Origin of the sequence: Sphaerotilus montanus (assembly GCF_013410775.1) — a bacterium.
Taxonomy (GTDB): domain Bacteria; phylum Pseudomonadota; class Gammaproteobacteria; order Burkholderiales; family Burkholderiaceae_C; genus Sphaerotilus; species Sphaerotilus montanus.
Genome location: NZ_JACCFH010000001.1, coordinates 3,240,979 through 3,264,337, shown reverse-complemented (window position 1 = coordinate 3,264,337; position 23,359 = coordinate 3,240,979). Strand labels below are relative to the sequence as shown.

The following is a 23,359-nucleotide window of genomic DNA, read 5'->3' as shown; positions in this document are numbered from 1 at the left end:
CATTCAGCGGCGGCGCCACCTCACTCGGCTTCGATGCCGGCGGCCTTGATGGCCTTGCCCCACTTCTGCGTCTCGGCCGTCTGGAACCTGGCCAGCGCATCGGGCGTGGTGGTGAAGGGCTCGGAGCCGCTGGCCTCGAAGAAGGCCTTGGCTGCGGGGCTCCTCGTGCCCGCGCTCAGCAAGGCGTTCAGCTTCTCGATCACCTCGGGCGGCGTCTTCGCCGGTACGTAGGCTGCGAACCAGTAGCCCATGTCGTAGCCCTTGACACCGGCTTCGTCGATGGTCGGCACGTCGGGCAGCAGCGACGAGCGCTTCAGCGTGGATACGCCCAGCGCGCGCAGCTTGCCACCCTTGATCTGCGGCACGCCAGTGGACATGTCGGTGATCATCAGGTCGATCTGCCCGCCCAGCAGGTCGGTGATCGCCATCGGGTTGCTCTTGTACGGCACATGCAGGATCTCGGTGCCGCTCATCTGCTGGAACAGCTCGCCCGCGACGCGGCTGGAACTGCTGCCGCTGCCGAAGCTGAGCTTGCCGGGTTTCTGGCGCGCGGCAGCCAGCAGTTCGGTGACGGTCCTGTAGGGCGCGTCGGCCTTGACCACCAGCACCTGGCTGCCCTTGCCCAGGCCGGTGACGGGCGCGAAGTCCTTCACCGGGTCGTAGGGCAGCTTCTTGTACAGGTGCTCGTTGGCGGCGTGCGTGGTGTTGGTGGTGATGAGCACGGTGTAGCCGTCGGGCGTGGCGCGTGCCGCGGCCTGCGCGGCGAGCATGCCGCTGGCGCCGGCCTTGTTGTCGACGACGACCGTCTGCCGGGTATCGGTGGTGATCGACTGGCCGAGCGCACGCGCCAGCTGGTCGGTGGCACTGCCGGCCGCAAAGGGCACGATCAGCGTGATCGGCTTGTTCGGGTAGGTCTGCGCCTGCACGCCGAAGCTGGAGGCCAGGGCCAGGGCCAGGCAGGTGCGGCGGGTGATCGTCAGGGTGTGCATGGTGCGGTCTCCGGTAGGGTGCAGTTGTTGTCGGACGTTCAGTCGGTGGTGTCGCTGCCCGCGAGATGGCTGGCCAGATCGGCGTCGATCTGGACGGGCATGTCCATCAGCAGGAATGACAGGGCCTTGCCGTGGCTGTCGAGGTTGAGCGCATCGTTGACGCCGCCATCGAGCACCTCGTCCAGCACGAAGTTCATCGCCTGCAGTTGCGGCAGCAGGTAGCGCCTCACGCTGCCGGGCTGGCGGTGTGCGAACTGGCGCGCCACCGCGTCTTCCGTCAGCTGCTCGACCAGCGTGTCCCAGAGCGCGGGATGCCAGGCGATGACGCTGATGTTCGAGCGGTTGCCCTTGTCGCCGGTGCGGCCGTGGGCGGCGCGGTACAGCGGCACCGTCAGCGAGCGGGTCTTCCGTGCGCTGGTCATGCGCAGGCTCCTTCGCAGGCCGGGTCGATGAAGCGGTAGCCGCCCGCGATGTGCTCGCGCGGCACCAGGCAGGACACCGTGCCCAGGCGCGGGCGCAACGCAGTGCGCACACCGCCACCGCCAGCCGGACCGCAGGTGTAGAGCGCGTTGACCTCACGCCCCACGCGTTCGGCGGCCTGGCGTTCCGGGTGGTTCAGCGCCACGCGCAGGCGCACGTCACGTGCGCCGCCGGCCGCTTGTGCCCCCAGCCAGCGGCCCGCGTCATCGCCCAGCACGCTGCCCACGCCGATCAGGTCGACGCGCAGCGGCCCCAGGCCGTGCAGCCGTTCGCGCAGCACCTCGGCGGCCAGCCGCGCACGCGCCTCGGCACGCGGCCCGGCGTAGGAGATCTCGCCTTCGGCGAGCCAGCCGTTCTCGTGGCAGACATTGACCTTCAGCGACGCCGGTCGTGCATGCCCGCGCACACCACGCAGCTGCACGCGGTCGGGGCCCAGCTGCTGCACCGTGGCGCGGGAGATGTCGGCCACCACGTCGGGCGTCAGGTAGGCCGCCGGATCGTGCACCTCGTACAGCAGCTGCTCCTTGACGGTGTGTTCGTCGATGCGGCCGCCGGTGCCGGACGGCTTGGTGATGACGCAGTGGCCATCGGCATCGATCTCGGCGATCGGGTAGCCCAGGTGCGCCAGACCGGGGATGTCCTTGTAGCCGGGGTCGGCGTAGTAGCCGCCGCTGACCTGCGCGCCACATTCGAGCAGGTGCCCGGCCATCGTGGCACGCGCCAGCCGGTCCCAGTCGTCGCGGGCCCAGCCGAAATGGGCCAGGGCCGGGCCCACCGTCAACGAGGGGTCGGCGACACGGCCGCAGACCACGATCTCGGCGCCGGCCAGGAGGGCGTCGGCAATGGCCTCCGCACCCAGGTAGGCGTTGGCACTGACGATCTTCAGCGCATGCACGCCAGGGCCGATCGCGCCAACCAGCACCGGGCGCTGCGACGGGTGGCTGAGGTCATCGCCATGCACCACCGCGATGCGCGGTGTGCGCAGGCCCAGTTCGCTGGCCAGGGCGCCGATGCGCCGCGCGGCGCCGGCCGGATTGGCGGCGCCGAAGTTGCTGACGATGCGCACGCCGTGCTGCAGGCACAGGCCCAGCACCGGGCGCAGCAGATCGTCGAGCAGCGGCTCGTAGCCGCCCTCGGGGTCGCTGCGGCGTGCCAGCTGGGCCAGCGCCAGGGTGCGCTCGGCCAGCGTCTCGAAAATCAGCACCGCCGGGCCGCCGCTGGCGATCAGCGCATTCACCACCGGCAGCGCCGCATCGGTGCGGTCACCGGAGAAGCCGGCCGCGCAGCCGACGCGCAAGGTCGTGTCCGTGTTCATCTGTGTCCGTTCGAAGGCCTGCGCCTGCAGGTCTGGCGCCGACTGTAGGCAGGCGCTGCTATGCTGTGAATTCGAAAATTCGGATTGATTGATCTGTAATCCAGATGAATATCTCGACCCGCCAGCTGCGCGCCTTCCTGGCGCTGGCCGAAGAACGCAGCTTCACGCGTGCGGCTGCGCAGACGCACCTGTCACAACCGGCCTTCAGTGCGCTGATCCGCGCGCTGGAAGACACGCTGGGACTGCGGCTGTTCCACCGCAGCACACGCCATGTCGAACCCACCGCCGAAGGCCTGGCGTTCGAGGTCTCGGCGCGGCGCGTGCTGGCGGAATTCGATGACGCCGTTCTCGGCGTGCACGACCAGGTGGCGCGCCGACGCGGGCGGGTGTCGGTCGCGCTGCTGCCGTCCCTGGCAGCGGGCTGGCTGCCGCAGGTGCTGGCCAGTTTCCGGGCCGAGTTTCCCGGCATCGAGCTGGAAGTCCGCGATGTGCTGTCCGAGCCCTGCATCGAGGCCGTGCGCGCCGGCCACGCCGACCTGGCGCTGGCCGCGACACGGGCCGACACGCCCGAGCTGCGCGCGGCGCTGTTCTGCAGCGATGGCTTTCACCTGGTCTGCCCGGCCGGGCACCCGCTGGCGTCGGTGGCCACCGTTCGGCCGCGCGACGTGGCGGTCTGGCCGTTCGTGCACCTGTCGCGCACGAGCAGCGTGCGCCAGTACCTCGACGCCGCGCTGCACCCGTTGCAGATGCGCACGCTGATGGAGGTGGACCAGCTGGCGACGGTGATGGGCATGGTGCGCGCCGGGCTGGGCATCAGCATCGTGCCCTCGCTGACCTTGTTCCATTTCCAGCAGCCCGAGGTGGTCACGCGGCCGCTGTCATGGACCGGGCTGACGCGCCACATCTACCTGGTGCAGCGGCGTGACCGTGACCTGTCACTGGCCGCGCAAAGCCTGCACGACTGGATGCTTCAGCGCCGGCCCGAGGTCGAGACGACTGCAGGCCGGGTCGAGCACGCGCCGCCGGGGCACTTGCCGGTCGGTGCAAGGGCGGAAAAGCCAGCGTCTTGAACGCCTCCGTGGACGGCACCAGCCCGCACGGTGGAGGTGGCCATCAGCCCGCCCGCGCCGCCGACACCGCCGCCCGCAGCCCCAGCAGGTAGCTGTCCACCCCAAACCCCGCGATCTGCCCCCGCGCGATCTCGGCGATCACCGAGTGGTGCCGGAACGCCTCGCGGGCGTGGATGTTGGACATGTGCACCTCGATGATCGGGCACTTCAGGATCGCCAGCGCGTCGCGGATGCCGTAGCTGTAGTGCGTCCACGCGCCGGCGTTGATCAGCACGCCGTCCACGCCCTCGCCATGCGCACGGTGGATGCGCTCGGCCATCTCGCCTTCGAAATTGGTCTGGAAGCACTCGACCTCGACGCCCAGCTCGGCGCCCAGCGCCAGCAACTGCTCGTCGATCTGCGCCAGCGTGGTCGTGCCGTACTGCTTCGGGTCGCGCTTGCCGAACATGTTGAGGTTGATGCCGTTGAGGACGAGGAACTTCATGGGGGGACTCCCGGAGGGGTTCAGGTAAGGGTGACCGGTGGGGCCAATGGAAAACCGGTGCGAAGGATAGCGGCAGCCCCCCCATCTCCCTACACTCCACCGGAACTGGCCACCGGCGCACTGCATGAACCTGAACCCGATTCCTGTCCTGAAACGCCTGCTGGCGAAGGTCAAGCAGCAGCTGCATCGTCTCGGCAACGCCGACACCAGCGCCACCGGCCCGTCCGCTCCGGCGAGTGAACAGGGCATCGGCATCGCCGCCATCGACGAACGCTTCATCGACGGTCGGTTCGAGCACCGGTTCGGCACGCGGGACTACAAGCTCTACCTCCCGCCGTCCGGAGCCGGCCAGCGCCCCGCTCCGCGCCCGCTGCTGCTGATGCTGCACGGCTGCACCCAGACACCCGACGACTTCGCCACCGGCACCCGGATGAACGACGCCGCGCGCGCGGGCGGTTTCCTGGTGCTCTACCCGGCACAGAGCGCGTTCGCCAACCTGCACCGCTGCTGGAACTGGTTCAAGCACAACCACCAGCAGCGCGACCGCGGCGAGGCGGCGCTGCTGGCCGATCTGACCCGCGCGGTGCTGGCCACCCACGGCGCCGATCCGGCGCGGATCTACGTGGCCGGGCTGTCGGCCGGCGGCGCGATGGCGGCGGTGCTGGGCGAGGTCTATCCAGAGCTGTTCGCGGCCGTGGGCCTGCACTCGGGCGTGCCGACCGGGCTGGCCAGCGACATGCTCTCGGCGATGGCCGTCATGAAATCCGGGCCGATCACCCCCGCCCTGCGCGCGTCAGCGCCGCCACCCACCATCGTCTTCCACGGCGACCAGGACACCGTGGTCCACCCCGCCAACGCGGACGAGGCGATGCGGCCCTTCACGTCGCTGGGGACCCGTGAAACCAGCCAGGGCCTGACCGGCCAGGGTGCGGCGTACACCGTGCACCGGATCAGGGAGCGCACAGGGCGCGTGCTCGCCGAACAGTGGATGGTGCGCGGCACCGGCCACGCATGGTCGGGCGGCCACGCAACCGGAACCTTCACCGAACCGGACGGGCCGGACGCCACGGTGGCGATGGTGGCGTTCTTCGCGGAACAGCGGCTGGCCACGGTCGGGTGACTGCCGCACGGGCTCAGCCCCGACCGGGCGTGGCAAGTGCGGGTTCGGCAGCCTCCACCCGGTTCCGGCCCTTGTGCTTGGCCTGGTAGAGCGCCAGATCCGCACGGCCCAGCACGTCAGCCAGCGCTTCCCCAGGCGCCCATTGCGCCACACCAATCGAGACCGTGATGGGCAGGTCCCCCGCCTCCGTCTCCATGCGCGTCGCGGCCACACTTTCCCGCAGCAGATCGGCCAGGCGTCGACCGGCGTGCAGGTCACACCCGCGCAGCAGGGCAACGAACTCTTCGCCGCCAAGCCGTGCCACGCAGTCCCCGTCCCGGAGGCGTTCGGTCATGCCCCTGGCCAGCTGGCGCAGGACGGCATCGCCAACCGCGTGCCCGTAGCCGTCGTTGACGGACTTGAAATGGTCGATGTCGATCATGCAGACCACGACCTGCGCGTGCCGAGTCGCCACGAGTTCGGCCATGGCAGGCGCCTGCGCCAGCAGGTGCCGGCGATTGAACAGCCCTGTCAGCGCATCCCGGCTGGCCGCCTGGCTGGCATCTCGCAGCGACAGGCCCAGCAACCGGTTCTCCGTCTCCAGCTGTTGCCGGAGTCTTTCCAGTTCCTTGACGAGCAAGGCGTTCTGCCGGTCTGCGGCCAGGGCCTTCAGCAGGGTGCGGTGGTTGTCGCTCATGCGCGACTGGAGGGCAAAGGTCAGCGTGACCGTGGACAGCGCCATCATGGCCGACATGAGCGTGCCCTGGTGCAGATGGAAGGTCACCAGCGCCACCATGCTGAAGAGACTCGCCAGCAGGCTGGCCGGCTGGGCCGCCACATGGCTGACGGCCAGGACGGTCAGGGACAACTGCGCGGCGTAGACCACCACGGCCAGATTGGACGCCGGAATCCGGCCTTCCAGCGCAAACGGTGCCGAGTTCCAGAGCCCCATGGCCAGGATGACCAGCAGATCGTGGCGCCGGTCGAATCGTGGCGCCTGGGCTTGCGCACTCGACCGCCAGCGCCGGACCAGGGCATGGCGGGCAATGGCAATGGCGAACATCACGGCAAAGGCCAGGACCCGCGGCCACCACGGCGCCGCGTCTGCCGCGACAAACAGCACCAGTCCGAACGACAGGAGCGACAGTCCTGCGTTGCGCTGGGAGACATCGACATACCGCTGCAGCAACTGGCAGCGCACGTCCTCGGGCACATCCAGCACGACCGGTGACCCCTGGCGCAACGCCGCGAGCACGGCACGCAATTCGGACAGGGTCGTGGGATCGAAGAGGCTCATCGGGAGAAGGAGAAGCGGCACCTGCCGGTACAACACACAGGACTTGCAACTGACCTCGGATATCGGCCCGCCCGCCCGTGGCTTGAACCGATGCTGCCCAGCAGCCTTCTGGCATTTCCCGTAGAGTCATCCGCACCTCTGGCCGCCCGCGCCACCTGCAGCCACACCACCCTCTGGAGTCCCCATGGCCGAACCGACCCCCTACACGCCCCCCAAGATCTGGACCTGGCACCAGGCCAACGGCGGCCAGTTCGCCAACATCAACCGCCCCATCGCCGGCCCGACCCACGAGAAGGCGCTGCCGGTCGGCCGCCACCCGCTGCAGCTCTACTCGCTGGCGACGCCCAACGGGGTGAAGGTCACGGTGATGCTGGAAGAGCTGCTCGCCCTCGGCCACACGGGCGCCGAGTACGACGCCTGGCTCATCAAGATCGGCGACGGCGACCAGTTCGGCAGCGGTTTCGTCGACGTCAACCCGAATTCCAAGATCCCCGCGCTGGTGGACCGCAGCGGCCCCACACCGATCCGCGTGTTCGAGTCCGGCGCGATCCTGGTGTACCTCGCGGAAAAATTCGGTGCCTTCCTGCCAACCGAGCCGGCCAGGCGCGCCGAGTGCCTGTCGTGGCTGTTCTGGCAGATGGGCAGCGCGCCCTTCCTCGGCGGCGGCTTCGGGCATTTCTACGCCTACGCGCCGATCAAGATCGAATACGCCATCGACCGCTACGCGATGGAGGTCAAGCGCCAGCTTGACGTGCTGGACCGCCGCTTGGCCGAAGTGCCCTACATCGCGGGCGAGGACTACACGGTCGCGGACATGGCGATCTGGCCGTGGTACGGCGCGCTGGTGAAGGGCCTGGTCTACGGCGCGGGCGAGTTCCTGCAGGTGCAGGACTACACGCACGTCCAGCGCTGGGCCGACCAGGTGGCAGCACGGCCGGCGGTACAGCGCGGCCGCAAGGTCAACCGCACCTTCGGCGAGCCGTCGAGCCAGCTGCACGAGCGGCACGAGGCCAGCGACTTCGAGACGAAGACGCAGGACCAGATCAGCGGCGCCTGACATCCCGGCACAGGGAAACCCGTGGCATCGGCGCACCGCGCTGGTGCCAGAATCGCCGCATGACCACTCCCGATCGGGCCAAGAAAACGCCGCGCCGCACCGCCGAGCGCATCCTCGACCACTCGCTGGCCCTGTTCAACCGCTACGGCGAGCCCAATGTCTCGACCAACGCGATCTCGGCCGACCTGAACATCAGCCCGGGCAATCTGTACTACCACTACCCCGCCAAGGAAGTGCTGGTCAACGCGCTGGTCAGCCGCTACGAACAGGCCCTGACCGAAGCCCTCGTCGCTGCCGGCCCGGCCGATGACGCCGAAGGGGCCTGGAACCTCGTGCCCGGCCTGCTGCGGCTGGCCTGGGACTACCGCTTCCTCTTCCGCGACCTGAACGATCTGCTGACCCGCAACCGCCAGCTCGAAACCCGCTGCCAGGCGGCACTGGCGCTGCAGCAGGCGGCAGTGCGCGAACGGGTGGTGCGGCTGTGCGTGATCGACGGCCTGCCGCTCACCAGCGAGGAGGCCAGCGCGCTGTCGGTGTCCGTCGTCGTGCTGCTGACCTACTGGCTGAGCTACGAGTACGTGCGCGATCCGCGCCGCGCACTGGAGCCGGACAACGCCGACGCCGCCGTGCGCCACGGCACGCGGCAGGTGATGGCGCTGCTGTGGCCTTACCTGAGCGCCGAATTGCGGCGGCAGCTGCGGCCGGGTGGCCCCGCCATCAGGCCTTCAGAAACTCCATCTTCCCTCCCAGCCACCGGCTGATGTGCGCCCGCGCCGCGTCCGGATGCGCGTCCAGCAGCCCCGGCGCCGCGGCCTTGGCGCGCTCCAGCAAGACCTCGTCCTGCGCCAGATCCGCGAACTTCAGCAGCGCATCGCCCGACTGCTTGGCCCCCATGAACTCGCCCGGCCCGCGGATCTCCAGATCCCGCCGTGCGATCTCGAACCCGTCCGTCGTCTCGGCCATCGCCTTCAGCCGCTCGCGGCCGGTCTGCGACAAGGGCGAGGTGTAGATCAGCACGCACACACTCGCCACCGCGCCCCGCCCCACCCGCCCGCGCAACTGGTGCAACTGCGCCAGACCAAACCGCTCGGCGTGTTCGATCACCATCACGCTGGCGTTCGGCACGTCCACGCCGACCTCGATCACCGTCGTCGCCACCAGCACGCTCATCCGCCCCGCCGTGAACTCGGCCATCACCGCCGCCTTGTCCGCCGACGACATCCTCCCGTGCAGCAGGCCGACCGCCACGCCGTCGAAGATGGCCGAGAGCTGCGCGTGCGTCTCGGTGGCGTTCTGCAGGTCGAGCGCCTCGGACTCCTCGATCAGCGGCACGACCCAGTACACCTGCCGCCCCTTGTTCACCTCGTCGCGCACGCGGGCGATCACGTCATCGCGGCGGTTGTCGGCGAAGACGCGGGTGACGATGGGCGTGCGGCCCGGGGGCAGCTCGTCGATGGTGCTGACGTCGAGGTCGGCGAAGTAGGTCATCGCCAGCGTGCGCGGGATGGGCGTGGCGCTCATCATCAGCAGGTGCGGCTCCAGCTTCTGCTCGGCCAGCTTGTGGCGCAGCTCCAGCCGCTGCGCGACGCCGAAGCGGTGCTGCTCGTCGATCACCGCCAGCCCGAGCTTCGCAAAATGCACATCGCCCTGGATCACCGCGTGCGTGCCGACGATCAGCTTGGCCTCGCCGGACGCGATGCGCTCGACCATCGCGGTGCGCGCCTTGCCCTTGCGGCTGCCGGTGAGCCAGGCGACGCCGATGCCCAGCGGCTCCAGCCACTGCAGCAGCTTGCGGAAATGCTGCTCGGCCAGGATCTCGGTCGGGGCCATCAGTGCGCACTGCCAGCCCGCGTCGATCGCCACCGCCGCCGCGAGCGCGGCCACCACGGTCTTGCCGGAGCCGACATCGCCTTGCAGCAGGCGGTGCATCGGCTGCGGGCGGCGCAGGTCGGCGGCGATCTCGTTGGAGACGCGGTGCTGCGCCGCCGTGAGCGTGAACGGCAGCGCGGCGAGCAGTTGTTCGTGCAGGCCGCCAGGCCTGGCCTTCAGCGACGGGGCGCGCAAGCGGGCGCGTTCGCGCTGCGCGGTGAGCTGCGAGAGCTGCTGGGCGAGCAGTTCCTCGAACTTGATACGCTGCCAGGCGGGGTGCGTGCGCTCTTCCAGCGCGGCCAGGCTGGCGGCCGAGGACGGGTGGTGCAGAAAGTTCAGCGCCTCGCGCAGACCCGGCAAGCCACGCGGCACGACACCCCTGGGCAGCACCTCGTCCAGCGGCGCACGCCTCAGCCCGGCCGCGACCGCCTTGCGCAGATAGGCCTGCGGCAGTTGTGCGCTCGTCGGGTAGACCGGCGTGAGCGCGTCGGACAACGGCGCGCCGGGCTGCACGACCTTGAACGCCGGATGCACCATCTCGCGCCCGAGGAAGCCGCCGCGCACCTCGCCCCGCGCCCGCACCAGCGCGCCGGGCACCAGCGACTTCTGGTGCGACGGAAAGAAGTGCACGAAGCGCAGGAGCAGCTCGTGGCGCCCCTCGACCAGCCACACGACCAGCTGCCGCCGCCCACCCTGGATCAACGCCTCGCGCACGACCGCCTCGACCTGCACCGTGTCGCCGTCGCGCAGCGCGGACATCGGTGTCAGGCGCGTCTCGTCCTCGTAGCGCAGCGGCAGGTGCAGCGCGAGGTCGATGTCGCGGACGAGGCCGAGTTTTTCCATCGCCCGCTGGGGGGCGGATTTCTGGGCAGGAGCCGGTGCGGCGACGGCGGGAGCGTCCTTAACCGCCACGGGGCACCATGTGCTTGCGCAGCCAGGCGGCGAATTCGTCTTCGCCGATCTCGTCGCCGGCCAGGGACACCACCGCCACGGTGGCCTCGGCAGGCGATGCGCTCAGGCGCCAGCCGTTCAGCCCCAGACAGAGGCCGACACCGAGAAACGCCGCGCGCTTGTTGCCGTCCGCGAACGGATGGTTGCGCACCAGTCCGAAGGCGTAGGCAGCGGCCAGTGCGGCCAGGTCCGGATCGCCGTAGGCGGCCTGGTTCACCGGCCGGGCGAGCGCGGAATCCAGCAAGCCCTCGTCCCGCATCCCGGACAGTCCGCCGTGCTGGGCCAGACTCTCGTCGTGCAGCAGCAGCAGCATGCGCTTGTCCACCCAGCGCCAGGGTCGGTTGGCGGGCGGACTCACTTGGCCAGTGCCCGGAAGGTGTCGCGGTATTCGCGCATGAACTCGCGCCCGAGTTCGAGCTGGTCTTCGAAGGTCGGATCGAAGGCGGTCAGGGCCACGCCATCCGGCGTCTCGGTCACATAGACCATGTCGCCCTTTTCGAGCTTGAGCCGCGCCAGCATCTCCTTCGGCAGGATCACACCAACCGAGTTCCCGATCTGGGTAAGCTTCAATGCATGCATGGCAGGCTCCGAGTTATAACCGCTGTTATATTCTGCGCCGCTCCGATTCCGACCGCAAGCCACCGCACACCGCCCCACCGTGACCCACACCGTCGCCGACTTCGATTTCGATCTCCCGCCCGAGTTGATCGCCCAGCACCCCGCCGCCGAGCGCAGCGCCTCGCGCCTGCTGGACGGCCGCACGCTGCCCGCGGTGGAGCGGGTGTTCCGCGAACTGCCAGCGCTGCTGTCGCCGGGCGACCTGCTCGTCTTCAACGACACCAAGGTGATCCGCGCCCGGCTCTATGGCGCCAAGGACACCGGCGGCGGCGTCGAGGCGCTGGTCGAGCGGGTGCTGCCGGGCGCAGCGGACGGGCGGCACGAGGTCTGGGCCCACCTGCGCGCCAGCAAGTCGCCCAAGGCGGGGCAGACGGTGCATTTCCGCGATGCCGCCGGGGCCACCTTCGCCGCGGAAGTGCTCGGGCGCTGCGGGCCGGAAAACGGGCTGTTCCACCTGCGCCTGCCCGGCGACGCGCTCGCGCTGCTGGAGCAGTTCGGCCATGTGCCGCTGCCGCCCTACATCACCCACGCGGACGACGCCGACGACGAGCGGCGCTACCAGACCGTGTTCGCGCGCCACCCCGGCGCCGTGGCGGCCCCGACCGCGGCGCTGCATTTCGACGAAGGCGTGCTCGCAGCGCTGGACGCCCGCGGCATCGGGCGCGCCAGCGTCACGCTGCACGTCGGTGCCGGCACCTTCCAGCCGGTGCGCGTGGACACGATCGCCGAGCACCGGATGCACAGCGAGTGGTTCGAGGTGCCGCAGACCACCGTGGACGCCATCGCCGCGACCCGCGCCCGTGGCGGTCAGGTCGTCGCGGTCGGCACCACCACGCTGCGCTCGCTCGAATCCGCAGCCCTTGGCGGCACGCTGCAGGCTGGTGCGCGCGAGACCGACATCTTCATCACGCCGGGCTTCCAGTTCCGCGTCGTCGATCGGCTGGTGACCAACTTCCACCTGCCGCGCAGCACGCTGATGATGCTGGTCAGCGCCTTCGCCGGCCACGACACCATCCGCACGCTGTATGCCGACGCCATCGCGCGCCAGATGCGCTTCTTCAGCTACGGCGACGCGATGTTGCTCCAGCGTGCAGCAATGTCGGCCAACCACACAGATCCAGCCGGAAACAGCGCTGTTCCAGGCTGACAAAAGCACGTCCCGATTTGATCTCGCGCAAGCTGGTGCCGGCATCGTGCTCTAACTTGGAGGCATCCGATTGCAACGCGGCCTCTGCCGCCTCAGGAGCTTCCATGAACAACACCCTCCAGACTTCGCTCGCCCTGCTGGTGCTGGCGCTCGCCACGACCGCGGCACAAGCCGACCAGGCCAAGGACGACGCCATGCTCGCCCTGGCCACCAAGAGCGGCTGCATGACCTGCCACCACGTCGATCCGGGTGCCAAGGGACCCGACGGCCTGGCACCGATCGGGCCGGCCTGGAAGGACGTGTCGGCCAAGTACAAGGGCGACAAGAAGGCCCTCGACGCCCTGACGCAGACGGTGCTCAAGGGCTCCAACCCCTACGAGAGCCACTGGAAGGGCAAGGCCTCCGGGCTGGCGATGCCGCCGAACGCCGTGGCGATCAAGGAAGCCGACGCGCGCAACCTCGTCAAGTGGATCCTGGGCCTGCAGTCGAGCTGACCCGGTCTGTCTGGCGGGCGGGCGGGTCTGCGATGATCCTGTCCGCCGATGAACCACACCGCCGCCCGCCTGTTCGCCACCCTCCTGCACCTGCTGGCCCTGTGCGGTCTGCTGGGGTCGCTGGCCCCCGGAACTGTCCGCGCAAAGGATGCAGACACGCCGGGTGACGGCCATGGAGCAGCGGTGATCGAGGTGAAGGAAGCCGTGTTCGCGCAGGATCTGCGCGTGGCACCGATGCCAGTGCCCCTGCCCGACACCTGGAGCGCCCGCGCTCTGGACAACACGGGCATCGGCCACTACCGGGCCCGCATCGCACTGCGGACAGCGCCCACCGAGATGTGGGCCCTGTGCATGCTGCGGCTCAGCGACGTGCACGAGATCCGCCTGAACGGCTGGCTGGTGAGCGGTTCCGCGCTGGACCGCCTGGACCCGGTCACCGCGGGTGGCTATCCGACGCTGCAATGGATCAGCCTGCCACCGCACCTGCTGCGGGTCGGTGTCAACCACCTGGAGCTGTCGGTGGCGCACAGCAGCCGCGGCGGTCTGTCCACCATCGTGGTCGGCCCGGCCGCCGCGATGGCCGACCACCATCTGACGGGCCTGCGCCTGTCGGTGATGCTGCCGACCTGGCTCAACGTCGCGGGGGCGGCGCTGGCGGTGGTCATGCTGCTCATCTGGTGGCGACGGCGCAGCGAACGCCTGCTCGGCAGCTTCGGCGCCCTGTGGGTGCTGATCGCGGCGAGCAACATCGCCCACTACAACATCGCGACTGCCGCATCGCCGCTGCTCGTCGCCGCCTTCTTCGCGCTGCAGCTGCTCGCGTCGGCAACGCTGTGCCGGACGGCCATGGTGCTCTCCGGCCGCCCGCATCCCGTGGCCCTGGGCATCCTGCAGATCAGCACCGCCGTGCTGCTGGCGATGGCGGCCTACGGGTGGTTCACCGACTCGCTCGAAGCCGTGCGTGCAGGCAGCTACCCGATGATGTTCACCGGCATGGTGCTGGCCATGGTGCCGCTGTGGCAGGAAACCCGGCGACTGCCGCTGCCCCTGCCCCTGCGCTGTGCACTGGTGGCGGCCGTGGCGGTGTCGATGCTGGCCGCGCTGCACGACTACGTGTACTGGCGCGGCCTGACCTCGGTGATGGACACCTTCTGGCTGCCGTATGCGCTGCCGGTGTCGCTGTCCATCGTCGGCGGCGTGCTGATCAAGCGGCTCGTCGGGGCGCTGCACCAGGTGGAGCAGCTCAACGCCGACCTGGAGCGCCGCGTCGTCGAGCGCACCCAGGCGCTGCAGCAGGCCAACCAGGCCAAGACGCGCTTCCTCACCGCCGCCAGCCACGACCTGCGCCAGCCGGTGGTGACGATCGGGCTGCTGATCGACCTGCTGCGCGAGCAGGTACCGATCGCGCTGCGGCCGATGACCGACCGGGTCAACGAGGCCGTGTCGTCGATGGAGGACCTGCTCAAGGGCCTGCTCGACCTGTCACGGCTGGAGGCGGGCACGGTGCGTCCGCGCCCGCAGACGGTGGCGCTGCAGGCACTGTTCGACGCGATCGCCACGCACGAGGGCGAGACGGCCCGCCGCAAGGGCATCACGCTGCGCTTTCGGCCGACCCGCGGTGCCGTGGTCTCCGATCCGGTGATGCTGGAGCAGATCCTGCGCAACCTGGTCAGCAACGCGGTGCGCTACACCGAAACCGGCGGCGTGCTGGTGGCCGCGCGGCGCCGGAGCGAGACGCTGCACATCGAGGTCTGGGACACCGGGCTCGGGATTCCGGAGGCGCTGCAGCAGACCATCTTCGAGGAATTCGTGCAGATCGCCGGCCAGCGCGGCGCCCGCCCGGTCGCCCGGCACTCCGACGGCAGCGGGGATGGCAGCCGCGGACTCGGCCTCGGCCTGTCGATCGTGCAGCGCAGCGCTGCGCTGCTGGGTCACCGCCTGCACCTGCGCTCGCGGCTGGACCGTGGCAGCTGCTTTTCGGTCGTGGTGCCGCGCACGCCCACACCACCGAAAGTGCCCCTCGGCCCGGAAAGCGATCCCTCTCCACTGCGCGGCCTGCGCCTGACCGTCGTCGAGGACGAACCGGCCGTCCAGGCCGCGATGCGGGCACGGCTGGAAGCCTGGGGCGCCACCGTCCGGACCCACGACGGTCTGACACCGCTGCGGCATCATCTGGCGCACCTGCCACGCGGCCATGTCGGCATCGATCTGCTGATCACCGACCACCGGTTGCGCGGGGCCACTGGCGTGGACGTGATCAGGACCGTGCGGCACTATGGCGGCCCGGTGCCGGTGCTGGTGGTCACGGGCGACACGGCCCCGGACGATCTGGCCTTGCTGGCCGCGAGCGGGCTGCAGGTGCTGCACAAGCCCTTCCGGGCCGACGCGCTGCTGGCCGCGATCATGCAGGCGCTGCACTGACGCCCGGGCGCGGGCGGGCCCGGCTGTTCAGAACTGCGCCAGCAAGCCCACCGACACCGTGCCGACACGGCGGCTGGCCGTGCTGGTCGAGCGGGCATTGAACAGCATCGGCACCTCGCCCAGCAACTGCCGGTGCTGGTACTGCCCGCGCAGCAGCACCGATACCGACGGCGTGAGCGCGCGCTGCACCTCGGCGACGAGGATCGCGTTGCGCGTCTGGAGTTCGTCTGCCGTGCTGCGCTGCCACTGCTGCAGTTCGCCGCCCAGCGCCAGGTGCCAGCCAGCGCGGCGCCAGTGCACGGCGCCACCGGCATGCCCGTAGAGCGAGCGGTAGCGGGTTTCCTGCAGCACATCGAACTGCAGCAGCTGGTTGGGCACGCTGACGATGAGTGCCTTGGGGCAGTCCGCCAGCGGCAGCGCATTGAGACGGGCTTCTCCGAACTGGAGCCGGTAGGTGCAACCCGAGATCGTGGCCTTGCCGCTGACGACCGACCGCGTGACCTCGCTGGTGCCGACCCCGGCGAATCCGCTGAAGGCCCAGTCGCTGACCGGCGCGGTGTAGCGGCCGACCAGATCGAACTGCAACTGCAGGTCCCGGGGCCGGACCAGTTCCATCTCGACCAGGCGCGCCTTCAGGCCGCTGACTTTCAGCACCGAGTTGCTGCTCTGCACCAGCTGGTCGGCCCGGTTGCCCCAGGCACTCAGGCGCAGCGCCCAGCGCATGGGGCTGCCAGTGGCCGGGGCACCGGACACGAGCCCGGGCTCGAACTGCGCAGCGGCGTGCCAGCTCTGCACCTGGTGGTCATCGGACTTGTTGTGGATGGCCCGCTGGTGGCCGCCCAGCGTGAACGACCAGGGGCCGGACACCAGCCCCAGCCGGACCGACTCGGTGTGACCAGCCTGCCGGTCGACCCCTGCGGCGTCGAAGACAGGCTGGGTTCCATCGCCCATGGCCTGGACACTCCAGCGGGCACGCGCCCCTGGTGCGTCGCTGACGTCCAGCAACGCATCCAGAGGCGCGGCGCCCGCCAGACCGGCCGCACCTCCCAGCAAGACAGCCATGGCCATGGCCAGGCGGGTGCGGCGCGGCATCACCGGCTCAGAACGTGACGAGACCGGACACGGCGATGCCGCTCACCTTCTTGGCCACGGCATCACTGCCCGGCACCTTGACCGCCACCTTGCCCACACCGAGGCGTGAGCCGTCGGCGTGGCGGAAGTCCATCTCGTTCACGATGACCTTCATCGCGAAGGTGCCCTGCTCGGTCAGCACCTTCTTGATCAGCGAGGTGTTGTCCGGGAACTGCTTGTACATGCCATCGGCGAGCTTCTGCAGGTCGATGCCCAGACCGCTGGCGCCATTGGTCAGCAGCGGCGTGCCGACACCTTCCAGCGGTGTCGTGCCGGTGCCGATCTGGATGCCGGATGCGGTCTGCAGGTACAGGTGCACCTTCGAATCGCTGCGGATGGTCGCGCTGACGGTGCCGTCCGTGTTGCGCTTGAGCACGACCTTGTCGATGGCGCCCTGCATCAGGCCGCCAGTGGTCTGGTTCTCGATTTCCAGCGCCAGCGACACGACAGCACCGCCACGGGGCAGTGCCAGCGCCGAGGCCTTGAGCGGCAGGGTCACATGGCTCAGCGTCGACAGGGTCTGGCCGGTCAGGCTCATGCCAGTGGCGAACTGCGACAGCGTGTAGTCCATGGCAGCGCCCGCCATCGGCGCCACCGTGACGACATCCCCGCTGACGGAGACATACTGCGGCTTGCCCAGCGCGACCGTGTCGGTGGCCCTGCCACGGCTTTCGGCGACCTGCGCGTCGTCTTCCAGGTCGTCCGTGTCGCCCACGATGTTCACGGCGGCACCGCTGCTCAGGTCATCAAGGGCGTCGGCCAGCGAGGCCCGACTCTTGATGATGCCAGCCAGGGTGGCGATGCCGGTCGTGGCCAGCGACTTGGCATTGGCCAGCGCCTTGTCGCTCCAGACCGGATCCCCGTTGCTCTTCTTGTTGCCCGCCGTCAGACCCGCTCCGGCGGCAGCGCCGACGAGGTCGCTCAGCGCAGCGGCATCGCCGAAGACGGTGCCGCTGCTGGCCTTCGCATGTGTGACCATGGCGCTGGCGGCAGCCTTGAAGGCGAGCGCCGGGTCGCCGCCAGCGGCCGAAACGATTTCCGAGATGTCGTTGAGGATCTTGGCAAGAGCGGCAGCTGTCGTGGCGTAGGCAGTATTCTTGGGATTGGTCGGATCGAAGTTCGCGACGTCCACGCCCTCCAGGCCCAGCTTGGTCAGCACGGCCTTGAATTCGTCGTCGGTCAGGCCGCTGACGGCGCGCATGGTCGTGAACGGCGACACCACGGCGCTGCCGGCCAGCGCCTTGTACTGGCCCTTCGGCGCCTTCAGCGTGGACTTGTCATAGCCCGTTCCGGCGGTGGACACGATGGGCGCGAAACAGAGCTTGTCGAAGACGTACTTGCCACCGGCGTCGGTGGTCGCGCTGGACTCGCCATCGTCGAGGGCACCGTTGTCATTGGCGTCACAGAAGATGGTGGCTCCGACGATCAGGTCGTCGACCAGCACGCCTTCCTGTGCGCTGGCGGAAACGGGGGGCGTGGTGGTTTCCGGCGTTGCTGTCGGGGAGTCCCCGCCACCGCCGCACGCTGACAGGCCCAGCGCAAGAAGGATGGAAGCGGAAAGCAGACGAAGTTGCGGCATGGCGAGATCCAGGGTGAAGGGATGGTCTCCACTATCACCGCCACGCGGCCGACCCTTTCGGCGCAGAAGCAGCAGACTTCGCCCACAGTTCCGGACTTCAACATGGCGGGCGCCTACTGTCCGTCCAGACTGGCCGACTGCACCGCCGCCTCCGCCTCCGCCAGAACCGGGCCATGTTCCAGCGTCCGTGAACGGCTGGTGACCAGCCCGACCAGATCCGCCAGCGTGGCCCCCGCACCCCGCATGGACTCGGCCAGCGCGTCCAGCACCTTGTCGTGGGCATTGCCACGCTGCACGGCAGAGGCCGCCACCAGCGGCTGCGCCAGCACATCGGTGATCGGCGCCGGATCCACGCCCATCAGCTTCAGCGTGCTGCCGACCGTCCCCTGGGCGCTGGCGATGTTGGTCGGCGTGATCGTGGCACCCAGCATGCGGGCGCTCGCCCTGGCCATGAAGCTGGACGGCGGCGTGCCGGCCAGCTGCGCCACCAGCAGCTCGGTCAGCGTGGTGATGTGCGCGGTCACGGCCGATGTGCCGGCGCGGCCGAGGGCCACCGAGTGCAGCGTCCAGACGCCGTCCGCCGACACCGCTTCCAGCACGCAGGGCAAGGCACTGGCATCCACCTCCAGCGTGTAGGCGCCGCTGGAGCCGCTGATCGCCGACCCGACCGGCCCGGAGGCGCAGCGGGCGCTCACCCTGGCCTCCACCAGCGCCGCGCCGCGCGCCACCACGCCGCTGATCCGCACCGGCGCGGCACGCTCTGCCACGCTGCTGTCCGCTTCCGCTGTATCCGAGGACCCGCCACCACACGCCACCAGCACCATCAGGCCACCTGCCGCCGCTACCCACCCGATCGTCTTCATCACTGCTCCTGGTTCTGCTCGCGAACCGCCCGCCGGGGCAACCGTGCACCCAATCACGGTCATAGTTCACGAATCAGAACGCAGGATGCAGAGCCTGCTCAGGGACAACAATCGTTCATTCGGTAGGTGGCAGGACGCGGCTTTGCCGATTGCGCCGGTGATTTCCGGATCGGGGGCGCAGAGCGTGGGTGGTGCCCCGGGACTGGGGGCCGCAGGCGCGGCGTTTTCGCTAGCGTGTCACCCAACCGCCGCACACCGGGAACACCTGCCCGACAAAACACGCCGCGGGGGCGCTGCACAGGTAGACAGCGAACTCGGCATCCTCTTCCGCGCCGACCAGCCGCCCCAGCGGCACCTCGCGTTTCAGGCGCTCCTGGAAGCGCGGATTGGCCTGCACCTCCGCCGGGAAGTAGGTCGGGTTGTCGACGAAGTTCTGCGCGATGGCGTTGACCTGGACGTTGTGGGGCGCCAGCTCCACGCCCACCGCCTGCACATAGGCGAGCTGTGCGCCCCGGGCGGCGCTGTAGGTCGAGGCGCGCTTCATGCCGCGCAAGGCCGAGGCGCTGCCCATGACGAGGATCCGGCCGCTGCGCCGCGCGGTCATCGCGGGCAGCACCGCGCGGAACAGCCGCGGCAGCGGGTCCACGAGCGCGGCGAAGGTGTCGCGCCACTCCGCGTCGGTCACGTCCGCGGCGGGCGTCGTCGGCGCCGGCACTCCGAGGTTGGCCAGCAGGATGTCGATCGGCCCGGCCGCGGCCACGGCGGCAGCGGGCGCGTCTGGGTGGACCAGCGGGTCGGTGCTGGCGATCACGGTGGCGCCGTGCCGGGCGAAGACGTCGCACAGGACGGGACCCATGAAGACATCGGCCTGGGTGATCAGGACGCGCTGGCCTGCGAGGCGTTGGTCTGCTGACATGGCGGGAGGCTCCTGAAATGCTGCATGAGCGACCACCTTAGCGGCGGGGCTTCAGGCTGCGCAGAGATGGAACCCGAAGCCCGCAACGCCCCCCGCCACAAACCCGACCACGACTTCCGCCAGCGTGTGCCGACGCAGCACCAGCCGGGACCAGCACACCCCCACCGCCAGCGCCAGCAACCCGAAGGCCACCGGACCCGGCCACGACAAGCCCGCGGCGAACACGGCGAAGCCGGCGTGCAGCGACACCTTGAGCCACCGGCGCAGCAGGTGTCCGGCCACCACGAGTCCGCCACCCAGCACCAGCCCCAGGAACACGGGCCGGGGCTGGCCGCTCCACCACAGCGCGCCCGCGGTGCCGAAGAGCAGCAACGCCAGGAACAGGTTGAGCTGGCCGCGCTCGCGGGGAACGGACGCATCCACATGGGCCCAGCGCCCGGCGCGGACCTGCACCGCGCTGTAGACACCCACACAGAGCGCCACGAACACCGACGCGCTCGCCGCGGTGAACAGCACGGACGGTGGCGCGTTCCGGGCGATCGACGCCCAGACCACCGCGCCGGGCATCAGCAGCGCGGGGTGGCCGAGGATGGACAGCGCCCGGGCCACCCGCACGTCCGAACCCGAACCCGAGCCCGAACTCAAGCGGCGGGCGGAAGAAAGAAGCGGTCCGCCGCCGCGATCGCCACGTCGTCGGACTGCACCGCCCCCGGCGGCCCGCCCTTGCCCCACAGCGCACCCGCGAAGGTCATCGACAGGAACTCCGCGCACAGCTTGGTCGAGTCGATCATCGGCTGCGCCTTCGCGCGGTTGCCGCTGGTGGTGATCAGGTGCAGGCGCTTGCGGGCCATCGCCTCCTTGAACGGCAGGCCCTCGATGCGCATCCAGGCGCTCCAGTGGTCGAGGTAGGTCTTGAGCGCGCTGGGGAAGCTGTACCAGTACACCGGCGACACAAGGACCAGATCGGTGCAGGCCATCGTGGCGTCAAGCAGCGGGCGCACGCGATCGTCGGGCCAGGGATAGGTGCCGGTCGTGTGGCGCTGGTCGACGAAGGCCGGCAGCGGGATGTCGGACAGGTGCAGCCACGTCTGCTGCGCGTCGGGCGCTAGCTGGGCGGCGGCGCGGCGGGCGAGCCATTCGGTGTTGCCGACGTGGCCGGGTTCGCGGGCGGAGGCGATGAGGAAGAGGTAATGGGCAGCGTGGTCCATGGCGTCGAGGGGTGAGAACGGCGGAGCGGATTCCATCACAGCAGCGCCAGCAGCGCATCGAAGCCGGGCCACCCCACTCGCTCGATCGCAAACTTCCGCGTCCCGCCCTTGAGCGCCTCGCCATGCATCAGCGCCGACAGGCACGCCGCCGGGTCCGTCACCCAGGTGCCACCCACCATCGTCACGCCGCGGGCGAACAGCGCGTCCGGCAAGCAGCCCGCGCTCGGCCCGACCATCGCGAACCAGCGGGCGTCGCGGCAGTGGGCCAGCGTCGCGTCCAGCGTGTCGTTGATCAGGACCGTGCTCGTGCAGAGCACCTTGGTGCAGCCTTCAAGCTCCGCCGGGTCGTTCGTCAGGCGCAGGCCGGGCCGGGCGTCCTGCAGGTCCGTGCGCAGCTCGACCACCGTCAGCCGCGCGCCCGCCGCCAGCACGCGGTCGATCAGCGGCGTGAAGAAGCCGACCATCCCGATGCGCTCGCCGGGCACGATCGGCAACTGGCCGAAGGAGTCGCGGCTCTCAGGCGGCACGTAGCCAGCACGGTCGTACAGCCAGCGTGTCATCGCGTTGACCGCTGCCCAGCCGAGCACGCGGTTCACGCCCTGCGGCTCGAGCAGCCCGCGTGCGATGTCCAGCGCCGAAGCGCCGACCAGCCCGTCCAGCCCCTGCCCTTCGCGCAGCGCGTCGCTGTGGTCGTCGAGCAGCACATAGGCCAGGCCAAGCGTGCCGTCGGTCAACTCCAGCGCGCAGAACTCGCCACGCCCTGCGATGCGCGACGCGGCCACGGCGTGCGGCGGCGGCAGGTGCAGCGCCTTCACGCGCGGCACGTTGGCGCAGGCGTCCAGGCGGGCGAGCTGCGCAAGGATGTCGGGGATGACGGTCATGGGGGCCTCGTCGGAATCGGGACAGCGGTGGACTGGGAGTGCAAGTTTCCACGAATACCCGCCCGCCGGGCCGCTGCTACAGTCGCCCGCGACACCGAGACCCCCATGCACGACACCCATTGGCCCCACGGCGCAGCACTCATCGTCGACGACGAACCCGGCATGCGCAACTTCCTCGAAAAGGCGCTCGCCCCGCGCTTCGGCCAGGTCCACGCCGCCGGCAGCGCCGAGGACGGCCAGGTCCTCGTCAGCGCCCACCGCTACGACCTCGTCATCCTCGACATCACGCTGCCCGGCAAGAGCGGGCTGGTCTGGCTGCGCGAACTGCGGGAACAGGGGTATGCCGGCGAGGTGGTGCTGATCACCGCCTTCGCCGACCTGGACGTGGCGATCGAGGCGTTGCGGGCCGGCGCGTCCGACTTCATCCTCAAGCCGTTCCGGCTGGCGCAGATCCTCAACGCCGTGCAGCAAGGCATGGAGCGCTCGCGCCTGACCCGCGAGAACTACCTGCTGCGCCGCTCGCTGCAGTCGCTCCAGTCGCAGCAACCAGCCGAGCTGCCACTGGTCGGCCACTCGCTGGCGATGCGCCGGCTCGGCGACGCGCTCGGGCGGGTGGCACAGGTGAACAGCCCCGTGCTGCTGCTGGGCGAATCCGGCACCGGCAAGGAACTGGCCGCCCAGACCATCCACGACCGCAGCGCCCGCGCCGCCGGACCGTTTGTCCACATGCACTGCAGCGGTCTGCCCCCGGAGCTGCTGGAAAGCGAGCTGTTCGGCCATGCCCCCGGCGCCTTCCCGGGGGCGGCGCAGGCCCGCGACGGCCTGTTCCATTACGCGCAGGGCGGCACGCTCTTCCTCGACGAAGTGGCGGAGCTGCCGCTGTCGGTGCAGGCCAGCCTGCTGCGGGTGCTGGAGGAACGCCAGGTGCGGCCGATGGGCAGCCAGCAGAAGAGCCCGGTGGACGTGCGCATCGTCGCCGCCAGCGCACGCGACCTGTCGCAGGAGGTCGCGGCAGGCCGCTTCCGCAAGGATCTGTACTACCGGCTGCAGGTGGTGGAAATCGCCCTGCCCCCGCTGCGCGAGCACAAGCACGACCTCGGGCTGCTGTTCGCGCATTTCGTGCAGCTGCTCGCACCGCAGCTCGGTGCCCCACCGCTGGCCCTGAGCGACGAGGACCTCGCCTACCTGCGCCAGTACGACTGGCCGGGCAATGTGCGCGAGCTGCGCAACTTCGTCGAGCGCTCGCTGATCCTCGGCAAGCTCAATGTCACGGCGCTGTACCAGGCGCCCGAACCCGTCGAGCGCACGGAACCGGCCCGGGGCATCACCACGCAGCCCCCGGCCACCACCGACCTGCAGACGCTGGAGAAGCAGCACATCCTGAGCGTGCTCGCCTCGGTGGACGGCGACAAGGGCCGCGCAGCGGCGCTGCTGGGCATCTCGCGGCGCACGCTGGAGCGGCGGGTCGCCGAGTGGGCGGCGGCCTGACG

23 protein-coding genes are annotated in these 23,359 nt (G+C 69.9%); 8 read left to right on the top strand and 15 right to left on the bottom strand.

Annotated elements, in window-relative coordinates; genetic code table 11:
- Window positions 1–20: 20 nt before the first annotated feature.
- Genes BDD16_RS14930 through BDD16_RS14920 form a run of 3 tightly spaced genes read right to left on the bottom strand, consistent with a single transcriptional unit; the run spans window position 21 to window position 2,784 of the window.
- Window positions 21–989, bottom strand: a complete 969-nt coding sequence (locus BDD16_RS14930) for a Bug family tripartite tricarboxylate transporter substrate binding protein (protein ID WP_179634675.1) — start codon at window positions 987–989, stop codon at window positions 21–23.
- A 38-nt stretch (window positions 990–1,027) separates the two neighbouring features.
- Window positions 1,028–1,411, bottom strand: coding sequence for an AtuA-related protein (locus BDD16_RS14925; protein WP_179634674.1), 384 nt, complete (start codon window positions 1,409–1,411; stop codon window positions 1,028–1,030).
- Complete coding sequence (locus BDD16_RS14920; protein ID WP_179634673.1) at window positions 1,408–2,784, bottom strand: acyclic terpene utilization AtuA family protein; 1,377 nt, start codon at window positions 2,782–2,784, stop codon at window positions 1,408–1,410. The genes BDD16_RS14925 and BDD16_RS14920 overlap by 4 nt, the downstream gene beginning before the upstream one ends.
- Before the next feature lie 104 nt (window positions 2,785–2,888).
- Here BDD16_RS14920 and BDD16_RS14915 point away from each other — a divergent pair, with 104 nt between their 5' ends.
- Window positions 2,889–3,854 carry a LysR family transcriptional regulator gene (locus tag BDD16_RS14915; protein WP_179634672.1) on the top strand — a complete coding sequence of 322 codons (966 nt, stop codon included), beginning with the start codon at window positions 2,889–2,891 and terminating at the stop codon, window positions 3,852–3,854.
- A gap of 43 nt (window positions 3,855–3,897) precedes the next feature.
- On the opposite strand, the gene aroQ is transcribed toward BDD16_RS14915, so the two are convergent.
- A complete protein-coding gene (aroQ, locus tag BDD16_RS14910) occupies window positions 3,898–4,338 on the bottom strand; it encodes a type II 3-dehydroquinate dehydratase (protein WP_179634671.1) in 441 nt (146 codons plus the stop codon).
- Between the two features lie 124 nt (window positions 4,339–4,462).
- Here aroQ and BDD16_RS14905 point away from each other — a divergent pair, with 124 nt between their 5' ends.
- The gene (locus tag BDD16_RS14905; protein WP_179634670.1) at window positions 4,463–5,458 is read left to right on the top strand and encodes an extracellular catalytic domain type 1 short-chain-length polyhydroxyalkanoate depolymerase; all 996 of its coding nucleotides are present in this window, start codon (window positions 4,463–4,465) and stop codon (window positions 5,456–5,458) included.
- Between the two features lie 13 nt (window positions 5,459–5,471).
- Here BDD16_RS14905 and BDD16_RS14900 read toward each other — a convergent pair whose 3' ends face one another.
- Complete coding sequence (locus BDD16_RS14900; protein ID WP_179634669.1) at window positions 5,472–6,734, bottom strand: GGDEF domain-containing protein; 1,263 nt, start codon at window positions 6,732–6,734, stop codon at window positions 5,472–5,474.
- Window positions 6,735–6,918: 184 nt separating this feature from the next.
- Between BDD16_RS14900 and yghU the strand changes: the two genes are divergently transcribed.
- The gene (gene yghU, locus BDD16_RS14895) at window positions 6,919–7,791 is read left to right on the top strand and encodes a glutathione-dependent disulfide-bond oxidoreductase (RefSeq protein ID WP_179634668.1); all 873 of its coding nucleotides are present in this window, start codon (window positions 6,919–6,921) and stop codon (window positions 7,789–7,791) included.
- A 59-nt stretch (window positions 7,792–7,850) separates the two neighbouring features.
- Entirely contained in the window at window positions 7,851–8,552 is a 702-nt protein-coding gene (locus BDD16_RS14890; protein WP_179634667.1) for a TetR/AcrR family transcriptional regulator, read from the top strand.
- On the opposite strand, the gene recG is transcribed toward BDD16_RS14890, so the two are convergent.
- Genes recG through BDD16_RS14875 form a run of 3 tightly spaced genes read right to left on the bottom strand, consistent with a single transcriptional unit; the run spans window position 8,509 to window position 11,190 of the window.
- Complete coding sequence (recG, locus tag BDD16_RS14885) at window positions 8,509–10,572, bottom strand: ATP-dependent DNA helicase RecG (protein ID WP_179634666.1); 2,064 nt, start codon at window positions 10,570–10,572, stop codon at window positions 8,509–8,511. The two genes, BDD16_RS14890 and recG, sit on opposite strands and share 44 nt — an antisense overlap.
- On the bottom strand, window positions 10,562–10,969 hold the full coding sequence (locus BDD16_RS14880; RefSeq protein ID WP_375139076.1) for a type II toxin-antitoxin system death-on-curing family toxin: 408 nt from the start codon (window positions 10,967–10,969) through the stop codon (window positions 10,562–10,564). Before BDD16_RS14880 ends, recG begins: the two co-directional genes overlap by 11 nt.
- Complete coding sequence (locus BDD16_RS14875; RefSeq protein WP_179634665.1) at window positions 10,966–11,190, bottom strand: AbrB/MazE/SpoVT family DNA-binding domain-containing protein; 225 nt, start codon at window positions 11,188–11,190, stop codon at window positions 10,966–10,968. Before BDD16_RS14875 ends, BDD16_RS14880 begins: the two co-directional genes overlap by 4 nt.
- 79 nt (window positions 11,191–11,269) lie before the next feature.
- On the opposite strand from BDD16_RS14875, the gene queA reads away from it, so the two are divergent.
- The 3 genes from queA to BDD16_RS14860 all read left to right on the top strand — a co-directional run bounded on the left by queA (window position 11,270) and on the right by BDD16_RS14860 (window position 15,291).
- Complete coding sequence (queA, locus tag BDD16_RS14870) at window positions 11,270–12,376, top strand: tRNA preQ1(34) S-adenosylmethionine ribosyltransferase-isomerase QueA (RefSeq protein ID WP_179634664.1); 1,107 nt, start codon at window positions 11,270–11,272, stop codon at window positions 12,374–12,376.
- Between the two features lie 104 nt (window positions 12,377–12,480).
- A complete protein-coding gene (locus BDD16_RS14865) occupies window positions 12,481–12,870 on the top strand; it encodes a c-type cytochrome (RefSeq protein WP_179634663.1) in 390 nt (129 codons plus the stop codon).
- Between the two features lie 48 nt (window positions 12,871–12,918).
- The gene (locus BDD16_RS14860) at window positions 12,919–15,291 is read left to right on the top strand and encodes an ATP-binding response regulator (RefSeq protein WP_179634662.1); all 2,373 of its coding nucleotides are present in this window, start codon (window positions 12,919–12,921) and stop codon (window positions 15,289–15,291) included.
- Window positions 15,292–15,318: 27 nt separating this feature from the next.
- On the opposite strand, the gene BDD16_RS14855 is transcribed toward BDD16_RS14860, so the two are convergent.
- The 7 genes from BDD16_RS14855 to BDD16_RS14825 form a co-directional block, all read right to left on the bottom strand.
- Entirely contained in the window at window positions 15,319–16,383 is a 1,065-nt protein-coding gene (locus tag BDD16_RS14855; protein WP_180552346.1) for a hypothetical protein, read from the bottom strand.
- Window positions 16,384–16,390: 7 nt separating this feature from the next.
- Complete coding sequence (locus BDD16_RS14850) at window positions 16,391–18,001, bottom strand: hypothetical protein (protein ID WP_179634660.1); 1,611 nt, start codon at window positions 17,999–18,001, stop codon at window positions 16,391–16,393.
- A 113-nt stretch (window positions 18,002–18,114) separates the two neighbouring features.
- On the bottom strand, window positions 18,115–18,864 hold the full coding sequence (locus tag BDD16_RS14845) for a hypothetical protein (protein WP_179634659.1): 750 nt from the start codon (window positions 18,862–18,864) through the stop codon (window positions 18,115–18,117).
- Window positions 18,865–19,093: 229 nt separating this feature from the next.
- The gene (locus tag BDD16_RS14840; RefSeq protein ID WP_179634658.1) at window positions 19,094–19,780 is read right to left on the bottom strand and encodes an SDR family oxidoreductase; all 687 of its coding nucleotides are present in this window, start codon (window positions 19,778–19,780) and stop codon (window positions 19,094–19,096) included.
- A 51-nt stretch (window positions 19,781–19,831) separates the two neighbouring features.
- Window positions 19,832–20,425 (bottom strand): phosphoesterase, encoded by a 594-nt coding sequence (locus BDD16_RS14835; protein WP_179634657.1) that lies wholly within the window; start codon window positions 20,423–20,425, stop codon window positions 19,832–19,834.
- A complete protein-coding gene (locus BDD16_RS14830) occupies window positions 20,422–20,988 on the bottom strand; it encodes a flavodoxin family protein (protein WP_179634656.1) in 567 nt (188 codons plus the stop codon). The genes BDD16_RS14835 and BDD16_RS14830 overlap by 4 nt, the downstream gene beginning before the upstream one ends.
- A gap of 35 nt (window positions 20,989–21,023) precedes the next feature.
- The gene (locus tag BDD16_RS14825) at window positions 21,024–21,869 is read right to left on the bottom strand and encodes a Rossmann-like domain-containing protein (protein ID WP_179634655.1); all 846 of its coding nucleotides are present in this window, start codon (window positions 21,867–21,869) and stop codon (window positions 21,024–21,026) included.
- A gap of 105 nt (window positions 21,870–21,974) precedes the next feature.
- Between BDD16_RS14825 and BDD16_RS14820 the strand changes: the two genes are divergently transcribed.
- Entirely contained in the window at window positions 21,975–23,357 is a 1,383-nt protein-coding gene (locus BDD16_RS14820; RefSeq protein WP_179634654.1) for a sigma-54-dependent transcriptional regulator, read from the top strand.
- The last annotated feature ends 2 nt before the right edge of the window (window positions 23,358–23,359 follow it).

What these genes read in the sequence shown, in the direction of transcription:
- BDD16_RS14930 (WP_179634675.1), bottom strand. Translation starts at nt 989, where the DNA reads ATGCACACCCTGACGATCACCCGCCGCACCTGCCTGGCCCTGGCCCTG.
- BDD16_RS14925 (WP_179634674.1), bottom strand. Translation starts at nt 1,411, where the DNA reads ATGACCAGCGCACGGAAGACCCGCTCGCTGACGGTGCCGCTGTACCGC.
- BDD16_RS14920 (WP_179634673.1), bottom strand. Translation starts at nt 2,784, where the DNA reads ATGAACACGGACACGACCTTGCGCGTCGGCTGCGCGGCCGGCTTCTCC.
- BDD16_RS14915 (WP_179634672.1), top strand. Translation starts at nt 2,889, where the DNA reads ATGAATATCTCGACCCGCCAGCTGCGCGCCTTCCTGGCGCTGGCCGAA.
- aroQ (WP_179634671.1), bottom strand. Translation starts at nt 4,338, where the DNA reads ATGAAGTTCCTCGTCCTCAACGGCATCAACCTCAACATGTTCGGCAAG.
- BDD16_RS14905 (WP_179634670.1), top strand. Translation starts at nt 4,463, where the DNA reads ATGAACCTGAACCCGATTCCTGTCCTGAAACGCCTGCTGGCGAAGGTC.
- BDD16_RS14900 (WP_179634669.1), bottom strand. Translation starts at nt 6,734, where the DNA reads ATGAGCCTCTTCGATCCCACGACCCTGTCCGAATTGCGTGCCGTGCTC.
- yghU (WP_179634668.1), top strand. Translation starts at nt 6,919, where the DNA reads ATGGCCGAACCGACCCCCTACACGCCCCCCAAGATCTGGACCTGGCAC.
- BDD16_RS14890 (WP_179634667.1), top strand. Translation starts at nt 7,851, where the DNA reads ATGACCACTCCCGATCGGGCCAAGAAAACGCCGCGCCGCACCGCCGAG.
- BDD16_RS14875 (WP_179634665.1), bottom strand. Translation starts at nt 11,190, where the DNA reads ATGCATGCATTGAAGCTTACCCAGATCGGGAACTCGGTTGGTGTGATC.
- BDD16_RS14865 (WP_179634663.1), top strand. Translation starts at nt 12,481, where the DNA reads ATGAACAACACCCTCCAGACTTCGCTCGCCCTGCTGGTGCTGGCGCTC.
- BDD16_RS14860 (WP_179634662.1), top strand. Translation starts at nt 12,919, where the DNA reads ATGAACCACACCGCCGCCCGCCTGTTCGCCACCCTCCTGCACCTGCTG.
- BDD16_RS14855 (WP_180552346.1), bottom strand. Translation starts at nt 16,383, where the DNA reads ATGCCGCGCCGCACCCGCCTGGCCATGGCCATGGCTGTCTTGCTGGGA.
- BDD16_RS14850 (WP_179634660.1), bottom strand. Translation starts at nt 18,001, where the DNA reads ATGCCGCAACTTCGTCTGCTTTCCGCTTCCATCCTTCTTGCGCTGGGC.
- BDD16_RS14845 (WP_179634659.1), bottom strand. Translation starts at nt 18,864, where the DNA reads ATGAAGACGATCGGGTGGGTAGCGGCGGCAGGTGGCCTGATGGTGCTG.
- BDD16_RS14840 (WP_179634658.1), bottom strand. Translation starts at nt 19,780, where the DNA reads ATGTCAGCAGACCAACGCCTCGCAGGCCAGCGCGTCCTGATCACCCAG.
- BDD16_RS14830 (WP_179634656.1), bottom strand. Translation starts at nt 20,988, where the DNA reads ATGGACCACGCTGCCCATTACCTCTTCCTCATCGCCTCCGCCCGCGAA.
- BDD16_RS14825 (WP_179634655.1), bottom strand. Translation starts at nt 21,869, where the DNA reads ATGACCGTCATCCCCGACATCCTTGCGCAGCTCGCCCGCCTGGACGCC.
- BDD16_RS14820 (WP_179634654.1), top strand. Translation starts at nt 21,975, where the DNA reads ATGCACGACACCCATTGGCCCCACGGCGCAGCACTCATCGTCGACGAC.